Annotated in this window: 10 protein-coding genes and 1 tRNA gene; 4 read left to right on the top strand and 7 right to left on the bottom strand. The window is 58.5% G+C overall.

Annotation, left to right across the window (positions count from 1 at the left end; translation table 11 throughout):
• Positions 1-27 precede the first annotated feature (27 nt).
• From HNR46_RS04595 to HNR46_RS04565, 7 genes are all read right to left on the bottom strand, one after another.
• Positions 28-1,539, bottom strand: a complete 1,512-nt coding sequence (locus tag HNR46_RS04595; RefSeq protein WP_184016238.1) for a S10 family peptidase — start codon at positions 1,537-1,539, stop codon at positions 28-30.
• Between the two features lie 153 nt (positions 1,540-1,692).
• Positions 1,693-2,175: a rhodanese-like domain-containing protein gene (locus tag HNR46_RS04590; RefSeq protein WP_184016236.1), complete on the bottom strand. Its 483-nt coding sequence runs from the start codon at positions 2,173-2,175 to the stop codon at positions 1,693-1,695.
• A gap of 48 nt (positions 2,176-2,223) precedes the next feature.
• A complete protein-coding gene (hemW, locus tag HNR46_RS04585; RefSeq protein ID WP_184016233.1) occupies positions 2,224-3,306 on the bottom strand; it encodes a radical SAM family heme chaperone HemW in 1,083 nt (360 codons plus the stop codon).
• Positions 3,307-3,379: 73 nt separating this feature from the next.
• Entirely contained in the window at positions 3,380-4,168 is a 789-nt protein-coding gene (locus HNR46_RS04580; protein ID WP_184016231.1) for a hypothetical protein, read from the bottom strand.
• Complete coding sequence (locus HNR46_RS04575) at positions 4,134-5,723, bottom strand: S8 family peptidase (protein ID WP_184016229.1); 1,590 nt, start codon at positions 5,721-5,723, stop codon at positions 4,134-4,136. The genes HNR46_RS04580 and HNR46_RS04575 overlap by 35 nt, the downstream gene beginning before the upstream one ends.
• A gap of 59 nt (positions 5,724-5,782) precedes the next feature.
• Complete coding sequence (locus tag HNR46_RS04570) at positions 5,783-6,508, bottom strand: hypothetical protein (RefSeq protein ID WP_184016227.1); 726 nt, start codon at positions 6,506-6,508, stop codon at positions 5,783-5,785.
• Positions 6,509-6,517: 9 nt separating this feature from the next.
• Complete coding sequence (locus HNR46_RS04565) at positions 6,518-10,018, bottom strand: hypothetical protein (RefSeq protein ID WP_184016225.1); 3,501 nt, start codon at positions 10,016-10,018, stop codon at positions 6,518-6,520.
• Positions 10,019-10,363: 345 nt separating this feature from the next.
• Here HNR46_RS04565 and HNR46_RS04560 point away from each other — a divergent pair, with 345 nt between their 5' ends.
• From HNR46_RS04560 to HNR46_RS04550, 4 genes are all read left to right on the top strand, one after another.
• Positions 10,364-11,833 carry a PLP-dependent transferase gene (locus tag HNR46_RS04560; protein ID WP_184016224.1) on the top strand — a complete coding sequence of 490 codons (1,470 nt, stop codon included), beginning with the start codon at positions 10,364-10,366 and terminating at the stop codon, positions 11,831-11,833.
• 179 nt (positions 11,834-12,012) lie between these two features.
• Positions 12,013-12,237, top strand: a complete 225-nt coding sequence (locus HNR46_RS04555; RefSeq protein WP_184016223.1) for a hypothetical protein — start codon at positions 12,013-12,015, stop codon at positions 12,235-12,237.
• A gap of 494 nt (positions 12,238-12,731) precedes the next feature.
• Positions 12,732-12,863 carry a hypothetical protein gene (locus tag HNR46_RS21160; RefSeq protein ID WP_281375544.1) on the top strand — a complete coding sequence of 44 codons (132 nt, stop codon included), beginning with the start codon at positions 12,732-12,734 and terminating at the stop codon, positions 12,861-12,863.
• Positions 12,864-12,876: 13 nt separating this feature from the next.
• Positions 12,877-12,952 (top strand) — tRNA-Ile (locus tag HNR46_RS04550).
• Positions 12,953-12,993: the final 41 nt, after the last annotated feature.

The raw sequence follows: 12,993 nt of genomic DNA, 5'->3' as shown, positions 1-12,993 counted from the left end.
GAGGGAGCCTCATGTCCCGAGGGACGGTCAGTTCCCGGAAATGAAGGCCGCCAGGTCTTTGCGGGCTTTCTGAAGGTCGGGTGGATTGAGGTAAAACATATGACCGGCCTCGTACTTCGTCCGCTGGATGCGTGAGGTGAAACTTTCCGGTGCGTCGATCATTTGGCGCAGGGAGTATTCGATGCCGGCCGGAGGAGTGGCGAGGTCGCAGGCAGCCTCCATGATCAAGATGCGCAGGTGGGGATTGTCGCGCAGGGCTTCCGCGAGTTCACCGGTCATGTTGACGTAGCTATTTCCTCGTCCCATGTCCCATGGCTGGACCTTTCCGGTGAGGATTTCGTAGGGCGAGTCTTCCTTCCAGCCGAGGTGATCGCCCAGGTAGGAGAGCATGGCGGTGGAGTAAGCTCCCAGGGCCAGCGAGTAGGAGGGATCATACTCCGGGTAGGGCATCTGAGATTGCGTCGAAGGCCACGCGACCCGAGCATCGAAACGACCCAGGATCTTCCCTTGATCCCGGAGAAGTTCTGCACGAAAGCGCGAGGGATCGAGCCGGAGGTGGAGCGTCTTGAGCAGTTCGGCGTCGATCCCGGTAAGCGATGACATTTTCTGAGCGAGGGCGTCGAGTTGCTCAGCGGGAAGGCGGTTGCCTTCCGCAAAGGCTTTCGCGTAGTCGCCAAAGGCAAATTCCTGTGCTTGTTGGACGAGAGCGTCGCGGTCGCCCTTGATCTTGCCGTGGAAGTGGGCGGTGGCGGTGTAGCCAGGGAGGAAGACTTGGTAGGAAAGGGGATCTCCTTCGCCAGCCATGAGGGTCCGGAAATCCACCAAGGACGACAAGAGAATGGTGCCATTGAGCGACATCCCGAAGCGAGATTGGAGATGCTCGGAAAGTCCGGAGACTCGGATGCCACCGTAGGATTCGCCAAGGAGGAATTTGGGCGATGCCCAGCGATCGTTCTCAGTGACCCAACGACGGATGAAATCACCAACAGATTCGATGTCCTGACGGACGCCGTGGAAGTCGCTGCCTTTGGTGTCCTTTTCGGTTCGGCTGTATCCGGTCGACACGGGGTCGATGAAAACGACATCGGCGAGGTCGAGGATGCTGTATTCGTTGGGAACGATGCGAGCGGGTGGCTCAGGAGCGGTGGTGCCATCTCCGGGGACTTGAACGCGGTAGGGCCCCAGAAAGCCGAGATGCAGCCAGACGGAGGAGGATCCAGGCCCTCCATTGAAAGCGAACAGGACGGGTCGAGAGGACTTGTCCTCCACTTTCTGGCGCACGTAGGAGACGTTGAAGATCGACGCGCGAGGCGTGCCATCGTCTTTCTTCAAAACCAGTTTCGAAGTGGTGACGGAATAAGGGATGCGTTGGCCTTGAATGACGACCGAATCTTCCTTGGTGATGGGATCCTGAGATTTCTCGGAGCCTTCTTTTTTCTCGGCAGCCGGCGGGCTGCTCGACTCGGGCGCATCGGAGGGCGCCGCGGCGGCGAAGGTCACAAAAGTGAGGAGCGATAGAAGCAACAAAGAGGCACGCATGAGCAGATGGGTGACGAAGACTAGAGGAATCAGGACGGCCAATGAAATCGCCTTGGCCTCGACGATGAGCGGAGGAAACGTGGGGTGAGAGACGGGCTTTTCAAGAAGGTGGCGGGGAAAGCCCCTAAAGGGGGAGAATCCCGCAGGCCTCGATCATTCTGCTAGCCCTGATTCTTTCCAAGAACTGTAACCTCCTTGGAGAACCGAAACGTCATGACCTCGAGCTGCAAGCTTGTCGGCGACCGTTCGAGCATCCGGGCATTCGGCATCCGTGCAGTAAAGAACGACCGGTTGGCCGTGCTGTCGAGCGGAACGAATTTCGGCTTCGCGGGTCGCGATTTTGGCGGAGAATTCGGATTTGGGCCAGCCAATCGCGCCAGGGATGGTGCCGAATTGCTGCACGAATGTGGGCCGCACGTCGTAGATCAGTGCTTGGCCGGATTGCTGGAATTCAAAGAAAGTGGATAGATCCATTTCCGTGACCTTGCCGGGGTGAGCCGCGGCCCGAGAGACTTTGCGGGTTTCGCTGAAGGGCAACTCCGGATGCTTCGGAAGCGGAGGAGGGGGAGGCGGAGGAATGCAGGCGGATAGAAGCAGCCCGGGGATGACGGCAGCGAGAAGGGACCGTGAAGTCATGGAGCAAGCTTGGCGTGGGTGGCTCGGGATGTCCAGTGACCCGAGAGTTCAGGCCAGCTGGGTGGCGATCGGATCGACGAGCGCTGAACCGGCCCGGGTCAGCACAAGGCGATCTTCGTGGATTTCTGCGAGGCCGTGTTCGATGAGAGTCGAAGGATCGGACGGAGCGATGAGGTGAAGCGGGACTCCCTCTGTCGTGCGAAGGAGCAGGGCGAGTCTTTCGAGACGCAACTGATCGGGAGTCAGCGCCTCGCTCTCGACGATGGCTTGGCCGAGTGAATTGACCATTTCGACGTAACGGGCGGTGTCAGCGATGTTCCCGTGGCGGACACCGGCGAGAGTGGATACGGCGGAAGGGCCGAGCCCAAGATAGTCCTCCCCGTTCCAGTAGCCGTGATTGTGGGAAGATCGGTGACCGGGTCGGGCGTAGTTGCTGGTTTCGTAGTGGTCGAAACCGGCGCTGGTGATTCGATCGTGTGCGAGCTGGAATTGCTCCGCATCCCGATCTTCATCGCGATCCATTTCTCCGCGGTGCAAGCTATCGAAAAAGGAGGTGTCCTCCTCGTAGGTGAGGTTGTAGGCGGAGATGTGATCGGGTTCGAGTGCGACGGCGGTCTCCAGCGTGCTTGCCCAGTCGTCGAGGGTGAGACCAGGGACGGAGAACATGAGGTCAATGTTGACGGAGGGCATGCCGGCCCGGCGCAGCAGTCGAACGGCTTCCTCTGCTTGGGTGGGGTCGTGCTCGCGTCCGAGGGTTTTCAGGACATGAGGCGCGAATGACTGGATGCCAAGGGAGACCCGTCGGACGCCGAGTTCGCGGAAAAGTTCTGCCTTGGCGAGGTCGAAGGTGGCGGGATTGGCCTCGAAAGTGACTTCGTCAAGGGCATCAAAATCGATGACTTCGTCGAGACCATCGAAGAGACGACGAAGGTGAGAGGGGGAGAGCATTGAGGGCGTGCCGCCGCCGAAGTAGAGGGTGCGTGGAGGTGGTAAGGCAGGGAGCCGATGGCGGGCTTCCTTCACCAAGCTTTCGATGAAGCTGCCGATGGGGGTCGCGCCGGGAGTGTGCTTATGGAACGAGCAATACGGACAGACTCGGTGGCAAAAGGGAATGTGCAGGTAGAGTAGCATCGAAGCGCGCCAAGCAGCCGACGAGCTGCGTTGAGGGTGGGGTGAATCCTTAGAGGTGGAGGACGCGGGATGGTTACCAAGTGCCGATCAGCATCGCCGGCACGATGGCGGTGGGTTCGCCTTTGCGGATTTGATCGCGTCCGATATCGGCATGAGGTGCCTGCAGATCGAGAGCGCCTGGTTTTTGATCATCGCTGCTGAGCAGCGGAAGTGCAGGCTCTTGGAGGATCGCAGTGCGTTTCTTTCCGCCCCAGGGATCAAAATAGGTCAGTGAGAACTGGGTGTCTTTGCGTGGGAGCCGGTCGGGCACCTCAACGACGGTGACGAAATGGGATTCGAGCGAGGTCCAGTGGCCCTTGCGTAGGACATAGCGCCGCAGGCTGAGCACGGGAGGAAAGCCTTGGATGAGGGATCGTCGGCAGTATTTGTGGAGGCGACGAAGACCCGCGTGGGCCGATTCGCGTGGCCCGAGCAGAAGGGCTTCGGACTTGGGCGCGGGGAGGCCGCCGATGGCTGCCAATTCTCCGGCGATGGCATGCAGATCCTCGGCATTGATTCCATGACGGGTCCAGCGGTTGCGATCGCGAAGTGAGATCGATGGGCGCAAGCCATGGGCTTTGATGATGTAGAGGAGCTTGGCGCGGTCGGAGCTGCCGGGGAGCTGTTGCGCAATTTCGACCCAACGGGGGCCCCCGCAGCGGATGGAGGCGAGCAAGGCGGAGGGGCCGCAGGCATTGCCTGAAACCACGAGTTGATTGACTGGCCCGGCGACCGCGTGGGGTGCCCATCGTTCCTGCGCCTGCAGGGTCGATGCCGTGAGCAGGAGGCTAAGGAGAATCGGAGGTGCTTTGAGTATCGGCACGCTGGTTGTCTTGCGGATTCTCGTCGACGACGCCATTCGAAATCTCGACGGACGAGGAAACGGTGACGTCTCCTTGGGATTGGCCCAATGGAAAGGTCAACACGGTGACTTCACCGGGAATCAATGACGACACGCTGGCATCTTGTGCTCCGGCAGGGGTGGTGACCGAGACCGGAACGTTGGTGAGGGTGGTAGTGCCGCGGTTTTCGACGACGACCTGGACGACAGAATTTCCTGCAGAGTTGGTGGTGAAATAATTGGACGCGATGGCGACGTCGTTGATGCCCGGGGTCTGGGAATCGAGAGCTCGCCCGACATTCAAGGTGCCTTCTCCATAGAGGGAGTCATATCCTGGGGCGCCGCTCTCATTGGCGGTGGCGAGGAGGATGCGCCAGGCGCTTTCTGCCGAAATGCCAAATTGGGACATGACGGCTGCGATTCCACCGGTGACCGTGGGAGCTGCCGCGGAGGTTCCGGAGAAGTAAGTCGAGCTACCCGAAGTGTCTGCCGCGGAAAGTGCCAAACCTGGCCCGGTGATGGAGACATTGCCCGTGTTGGAGAAATCCAGGACCTCCCCGCGGCCTTCGACAGCACCGACACCTACCACATAATTTGACGAGGCAGGGTAGGAAACCGAGTCGTATCCATCGTTGCCGGTTGAAGCGATCACCAGAATGCCGGCTTGGTAGGCAGCCATCACGGCATTTTCCAAAACTTGGCTGTATCCGCGTGAGCCGAGAGAGATGTTGATCAGATCGACCCCGCTGGAAACGGCTTCCATCACGGCCTTGGCGATGAGGAAGGTATCGGAAACGCCTTCATCATTGGCGATTCGGTAGTCATAAAGCTCCGCTGAAGGCGAGAGCCCCAGCTGACCCAAAATGATCGAAGCCACGGAGGTGCCGTGACTGTTTTGAGAGGAGAGGTCGGTGGGGCGATCCACCCAGTCGACCTGGGTGACCTTGCCCGTGAACGTGTCGGTGATCACGACGCCGGTATCGAGAACGGCCACCTTGATGTTCGATCCATAGCCACTGGTATCGGAGATGCCGAGCCATTCCAGAAAGTGGTCGCCGAAGCCAACCGCGCCATCCTGGACGGTGCCGTTTCCTGGTGTCAGTGCAGGGAAAATGAATCCCATGTCTTCATCGCCATCGAGAGCGGCGAGCAAGTCCTCCAAGTTGAGGAAGCTGAGACGGAGGGTGTTGAGAGCATCGATGCGATCGAGGACGGCGATGCCCTTTCCTTCGATTTTTTTGAGGAATGCCGCCAGTGCCTCGGCCGATCCGAAAGTGATCGCGCGTTGGTTGGCGATGGCACCGGAGGCGATGGCCTCACTGTCTTCGCGGAAGTGAGCCCCGGGGCCTCTTTCCGATTTGGGTGCTGGGAGGCGGGAATCTTCAACCCGTTGATTCCGAACGACTTGTCTTTGAATCGATTCGTCTGAGGAGGCCGAGCCGTCGGTAGTGGAAGCACTCTGTCCGAGCCAGCGGCCGACCAGAAGCCCAATCAAAAGGACCGCCAGAGCGATGAGAAGTGGTCGTTTGCCGTGCATGCCGATGGTGAAACCCTTCGTTCGAACTTCGGTCGCGGGCAAATGCTATCGTGCGGAATTCAGGGATTTCCGGCGCTCTCGGGATTTTCCAACCACGGGGGAAGATCCTTGAAACTGAATATCTTCGGGCGTTTGGACTTGGGGTCGATGGTGATGACCACGAAGTCACGCTTGGTTTTGAGGGCTTTCCACGAGGGGCTGGAAATGGTGGCCCATTGGCCTGTGGGAGCCTGCAATTCCAAACGGACTTGGTACATATTCCACTCATCGGCCTTGGTGACCATGGGATAGACCTGCGCGGTTCCTGGGTTGACGGGCTTCAGAGTGGTGCCGGCGAGTTCCAATCGGGCGGGAAAGGAAGTGAGATTGAGGAATCTCACCCCTCCCATGGGGAAATGCGCGACATCATCGGCAAAACACTGGATGCGATAGGCCCGATCTTTTTCACCGTCTGGCACCAGCAAGAACAGCTGGACGTTTCCCTCGGCCAGTTTTCCGGAGGCGATGATTCGCTTTCCATCGGGTGCCGAAGAGTCCTCCACATAAAAGACGGCGGTGTTGTCTTTGAACGTTCCCTGATGGAGTTCACCAAATCCGCCGGTGAAAAACTCCACTTCTCCACTGCCTCCTTTGCCGGAGGGCACCCGGCCGGAGCGGACATCGTTTTGATATTGCAGACAAAGGGCTCGGAATTGGATCGAGCGTTCGGATTGAGCCTGCATCGGGGCGACGAGCGCCGAAACAACGAGCAGGAAGGCAGCGAGCAGATGGCGAACGGTCATCATGGGTGGAAATCAAATCTCATCGGATACGAGCCAGCGGAAAGAAAGAACTTCGAAATGGCGTCCAAAGCGGCTGTTCACGGGATTCAAGGCATCGGGGGCACTGTCTGCCGCGTCTCGGAGGTCGGTAAACTCTGGGGTGCGCTGGACCACCGCTTCACACCAGGCGCGGGCTTCCGGTTGGCCGCGTTTGGAGGTGGATTCGCCATAGGCGCGGATCACGAAAGTGTCTCCACGGACGGTGAGTTGGCTTCCGAGAGAAGTGAGGATGTCACCCTGGGTGAGAGAACCAGGGGCTCCTTCGGTGTTGGTTCCGATCACGGCGGCGGGCGTGACCCATTGGTGGGTGCCCAGATTGCCGGCTTCGAGTTCAATGCCGTCTCCTTCAATCACGGCATTCAAATCGGCCTTTTGGATGGCTGAAGACAGCGCACCACGAAGGGCGGTTTCATCATTGGATGGGCCAAGGCGCCGATTCACGAATTCCGCAAGGGAGAGAAAGGGTCCGCGTTCTCGGATCTCGTCGACGAGGTTTTCAGCAAGCGACTTGATCTCGCTTTCATCGAGTTGGCGGTATCCTTGCCAGCGCGGCTCGTTCTCCCCGAAAAACGATGACCCGGCGCCTTCAATGGGGCCGGCGGACGGGTAGCGGACACGGAGGAAAGGCGAATAAGTCTGCGATTCAATGGCGCCGTCGACTTGATTGAGCACCTCCGTATCCCGCAGCGAGGAGAGCATGGCGATCCAGGCATCCACCGAGGTGGAGTTCACGTTGAATCCACCTTTCAGCCCGAGGTATCGGGCAACTTCCTGATCGCCACCAGGAGCGGCGATTTTTGAGGCGGCCTGGTCCGCTTCATGCCCGTGGACAAGGGAGGTAAAGCGCGGATTGAGCAGCACGTCATCGCCCGCGAAAAACTCTTCCCGCACCTCGGCGGCGGACTTCGAGGTTCCACTGAAGGCGTCACCTTCATAGTCCGCCATGGTGGAAAAGAAATAGCGGTCCCAGAGGGCGGCATTGCAGAGGTAGGTGTGGTCGAGGATTTCGCCGCTGCCACCTGGATCGGTTCCCGTGACCTCATCGGTGGGCAGCATCGGGTGCGCCCAGGATTCTCCAACCGTGTAGGTCATGAAGGGAGGCGTGCCGGAATTGGCCAGATTGGCGTGACGAAACTGCGCAAGAGATTGCAAGGGTGCGCGGGGGATTTCATTGAAGGTGGCCCGCGAGGTGCCTCGATCGGAGTCGTTGCCACCAAAGAAGAAGCCTTCTTCATCTTCGCGGTTTTCAGCGATCGGTGCGGTTTGTGCCTTGATCGGAACCATGGCCAGTTCGAAGGGTTGATCTCCTGCGGCCCCCTTGCCCCGCGAAATGTTCAAATCGGCGACGAACAAATTGGTACTGGAGTCGGCGTAGGGACGAGCGGGGACGAAGGAATCCTGGGTGGTTTTCCCCGAAAAGCTGAACAGCGCGAAAGGGACGGCGCGACTGTATTGGTTGAAGGGCGTGTTGGGAGCTTCATAGATCGAGGAGGCCCGCCATTTTGGGGAACTTGATTCCGGTGAGGAGAATGGGAAGCTGCGAGGATCCGGGAATCGTTCGGAGGTTCCCTCAGAAACGATGTCGGTCAGGTTTTTTTCATCTCCATAGTTGATCTTATAGATCCCGGCGGGCCGACCATTGAGCTCCATGATGATAGAGAATTCCGAACTGGGTTGGCGGACGGGTCCCCACTCCACCGATACGATGTCATTCTTTTTGGCCCCTACGGTTCCTCTGGCGCAGAAATACTTGGCGAAGCTCGTTTGACGAGATTCCTGAGCCAGCCAGTCAATGTCGAAACCGGCTCCTCCGGTGGAATCCGTCATCATTTTTGGGAGCAAATCGACGTCTCCGGTATTCTTGTTTTCCCAATCGAAGAGAAGTCGGTTGTTTCCGAGTTCGCTGTTCCAATTCCAACTCGGGTTGACGCCGATGGTTCCAAAAATCTTGGTTTGGCCAGGCTCCAGAGTCATGGCGGCGCCCCCAGTGAGCGATCGCTTGAGGTTGATTCCAAATTGCTTGCTGGTGTTGGAGTTCTGGAAGTCGATGTACATGTTGTTCAGCGGGACCAAATCGGTGGTGGCGGGTCGTCCCCCGACGAGCATTTTGAATCCAATCGGAACGTCCTGAAACGTGATCTTCATGGATTGAAAGGATAAGGGAATATTGTAGGGGTTGTGGAGGGTCACCACCGGGAGATACATCAGGTGGAGCATGTAATTGTTGCCGAGGGCTTTATGGGAATCGGCCCAGCTGCCGGTGTGGGGGTCCCGCGCGACCAAGGAAAACACCATGTCGACCCGCACCAAATTGGGAAGAAGCACCATGCCGTCAGGCACTTGGGCATTGGTGACATAGCGTCCGCCACGCACCGTGTAGGGTCTTAGATTTCCCGGCAGGGATGCCCCGACGGCATCGGAACGCACGGTCCGTGTGAATGCATTGGATTTGCCGATTTCCTTGTAGAGTTCGTGATAGGCGGCCAAGGTGGACATTTCCGGGTCCGAACTTCGATGGGAGGGCAAACCGGCATAGGCATACAGGGATCCGTCGGATTCGAGCTCCGTGGGGTTCTCGGAGATCAAAGTGCTGAGATCGGTCTTGAGTCCGCCATCGACGGGGTTGGTCATGAGGGAAAGCGACCACGGAGTGAGGTCGGGACGATAAGTGCGGAGTTTCTCGATTTGAGTTCCAAATATTGCCGATTCGAAGGTGGCGAACTTCGACACCATGGCAGCGTTGGGGCGAAGGTTTTCTAAACTATCGAGGGCGAAAACACCGACGCGACGGGGGGCCGCACTGCGACAGACCCGACGAGCCAATGATTCCTGCGTGGAGGTCGAATGATCGTCGAGAAGATCGAAGCGCGCCTTGGTGCTTTCGTCGACCGTCACCCAGGCCAAGCGCCCGCGATGAGAATCGGACCCAAGCTCCAACGGGCGGGAGAACATTTGCTCACGCTTTTCATCGGCGGTGGGGTTTTCGCCCAGCGAATGGGCGCCAAACAATGGAACGACAGCATCATCCTCTTCGGATACAGGCTCCCAATGAGCCGAGTCTTGGGAGAGCGTGCGCATCGAGTCGGAGGTTAACCATGCGACAAATCGGTCCGTTTTATCAGGAGGCGATTGGGCCAATTCATTGCGTGTGGAGGCTTGCCAAACTCCGGTGATGCCACGTGGGGCACTGGATTGTACCAGATTCGCGGAGGCGGTGATGCGGGTGTCGGGACCGGCTTCTTTCTGCAATTGGCCGATGGCGAGTTCGAGGGCTAGCTTGGCATTCGAGCGGGCCTCCCGCATGGCATCTCCGGAATTCGAGCCACGGAGAGTCACCGATGATAGGGCGAGCAGGCCTACGGCTAACAAGCTGAGGAGCACCATCAAACTGATGGTGATGATCAGAGCGAATCCTGAGGGTGGTTGAAGTCCGGGGATACGGAGCTCCAGAGGCCGGATGGGATGGGTTTTCATGGTCTCGACGGAAGCAGGGTCTGGGATGTCGAAGGCCGATCGAAGGAATGGATCGAGGCATCCACCAAGGTCTGGGTTGGAGTCCCCAGTGAATACTTGATCCATACCCTACCCTTGAAATCGAGGGATGGGAATTACCCTTTTTGAGTCATCCAAAAGAGTCGGGGGGAAACGGGAGAGTGGAAGCGGGAAAACGTATGCTCCGAAAGCTAGGAGGTTAGGGGATCGCAGGCATTTGGAAAGAGGGGAGAATCCTTGCTTTTGGGGAGACGCCGAAGGAATCGGTGATTTCAGAGGGAATTACGTCTTGCTCGAATGCCGCCTCGAATCCAATCAGGGGCCGGCATGCGCGATTTCATCCAACAACCGGCGTGGACAGAGGCCGACTTGGGGCTTCCGTTGCCGGATTCTGCCCATGCATGTTCCGTGGCTTTGCCCACGTGGTCAGCAGTGATTGGTTACGAAGAAGGGAGAGATAAGGTGATTCGCCGGATGCGAGCCGGCTATCCTCGGTTTTTCACCAATCCCTTGGTGTCCCGACTGACCGCACAAGCCTCCCACGAAATCGGCGGGGTGGGGGAAGCTGTGTTTCTTTTCCCGAGCAAAGGTTCCGCCCAACGCGCTCAGCGCTGGATCGAGCGTCAATCCGGCGGCGCGGTCCGGGCTGCGGGATTCGACCCTTTCCATGCCGTCGTGGTTCCCGAGGGGGTGGCAGGAGTGGCCCGAGATTATCAGCGCTTCTCTGGCGAGTTGGTGAGCAGTCGTGCTGCGGAAGATTTCTTCGAAGGCGGCGTGCAGATGGGCGACAAAAGCCATTTGGTGAAGCGGCGCTTGGCGGGGCTCTACGGCGCTTCGGCGGATCACATTTCCGTCTATGGCAGCGGGATGTCGGCAGTGATGGCTGTGATGCGATCTCTGCCCGGTGTCGCTGAAGGCAAAAAGACACTGCAACTGGAGTTCCCGTATGTGGACTCCCTGAAGGTGCAGGAGCTATTTGGCACGGGGGTGGTGTTTCTTGGTCAGACCGAGGGCGAGTCGTTCGATGAAGCCCTACAGCGTATCCGGCAGGGCGAGTTCGCCGGGGTTTTCACCGAAGTTCCTAGCAATCCGCTGCTCCGCTGTCCGGATCTCCAACAGGTGTCGGAGGCCTGTCGAGAGGGAGGAATCCCTCTGATCGTCGATGACTCGGCGGTGGGGCCCTACAACGTTCAGGTGCTGCCCTGGGCGGACGTTGTGACCGCGAGTTTGACCAAGTGGATCTCTGGAGCGGGGGATGTGATGGCGGGGGCGGTCGTGGTGCGTGAGGACTCTCCCTTTGCGACGGATTTTCTCCCTGCCTTGGAGCGTGAATCTCAGGAGGGTGCCCCTCTATATGTCGGAGACGCGCAGGTCTTGCTGGCCAACATGAAGGACTTCAAGGAGCGGATGACGCGACCGAACCAAACGGCCTTGCGTTTGGTGGGCATGCTGGGTGCGCATCCGGCAGTGGAGTCCGTTTGGCATCCGAGCGTCGTTCACCGCGATCGCTACGAACGGGTCAAGACACCGCACGGAGGATTTGGCGGGCTCTTCTCGTTCAAACTGAAAGCTCCCAAGAAGTCTCCCAAGTTCTTTGACGCTCTGGCGGTTTCGAAGGGGCCGAGTTTTGGCACCTCGTTCACCTTGGCGTCTCCATATGTGATGTTGGCTCATTACCATGAGCGGGACTGGGCTGCTGGATGTGGGGTGCCGGAGTCGTTGATCCGAGTCTCTGTCGGGCAGGAAGACCCGCAGCACTTGGAGGAAGTGTTTCTCACCGCCTTGGAGGCGATTTGATTCCTGGGGTGCGTTCTGGCAGGAATTGATGCGCGGGAATGCACAAAGCGTGCGCACCCCATGGCGGGATTTTCCTTGTTTGGGCCCGTTGGATGGAATCCAATTCGTCAGTCGTCGTGGTCCCATCCGTGCGTTGAATGGGCCGCGCACCACAAACCCAAATCCCCACCAAGCATTTCATGAAACGCAAAGCGAAGCTCGCTCTCCGAGTGAATCATGACAATCCCAACCACCACCTTTGGAACAACCGCGGCGTTTGGTGGTGCCACTTGACGGTTCACAAACCCGATGCCACTGCCGAGCGCCTTCGTTTCTCCCTGAAAACCCGCGATGTTGACCTGGCGCGTGAACGCAGGGATCGGATTTTCCGGCAGATTGCCGAACATTACGAGATCGCCGCTTGAGGCCGACCTTGTCGATTTTTTCCATGGGCTCTTTCCTGGTTGAGGAAAGGGCCTGAGTTTTCTCGGTGCGTCAGATTGAGGACCCTCTTGGATGGCGGTCGTGAGGCACGCCGATGGACGGAAAGTTGTGGCATGAGAGGCCGGACGTCCTCAAAAGTCTCCGGGTCTTGAGATGAGGCAGCATACCGAATTCCAGGTTCATTTGACGCTCCCATCTCATCAAATGGTAGTTCAGTGACTCGTGCTTCCGCCGCTGGTTGTAGAAATCTCTCCGGTTGGCGACGTGACTCCTCAAATCGGGTTGTCGGTGATGCATGGTCGAGCGAGTCATCGAGGGTCTCGATCGGATCGCCTCGTTCCTCGTTCTTGGCCTCCCAAATCGAGTCGGGCTCGGCATCTCGTTTGAGCTTCGATATCCGGACGTCTGAGGCCGTCAGGGTGCGTTGAAAGATCTTGCCCCCCACCTTTGCCCGCAGGTAGATCGTCCCCGACGAATGCTTCACCAAGTTCTCACCAGCCTGCTGTCACTTTTTCAGCCCGCCAAGGGCGCAGAAAAAGGCGGCATTTTGCATGCGGTGGTGAACGGCGGTGGTGAACGCCACCGGAAGAAGACTTTCGGGTGTTGATTGCCAACAACTAGGGCCTGTAGCTCAGCGGTTAGAGCAGGGGACTCATAATCCCTTGGTCGCGGGTTCGAATCCCGCCGGGCCTACCATGTTGGCAGGATGAATTACCCTGATTGGGGGAGGAACAGGA

The sequence above is a fragment of the Haloferula luteola genome (assembly GCF_014201715.1).
Taxonomy (GTDB): domain Bacteria; phylum Verrucomicrobiota; class Verrucomicrobiia; order Verrucomicrobiales; family Akkermansiaceae; genus Haloferula; species Haloferula luteola.
The sequence above is the reverse complement of the archived record's forward strand: the minus strand, read 5'-3'. Positions and strand labels throughout refer to the sequence as shown.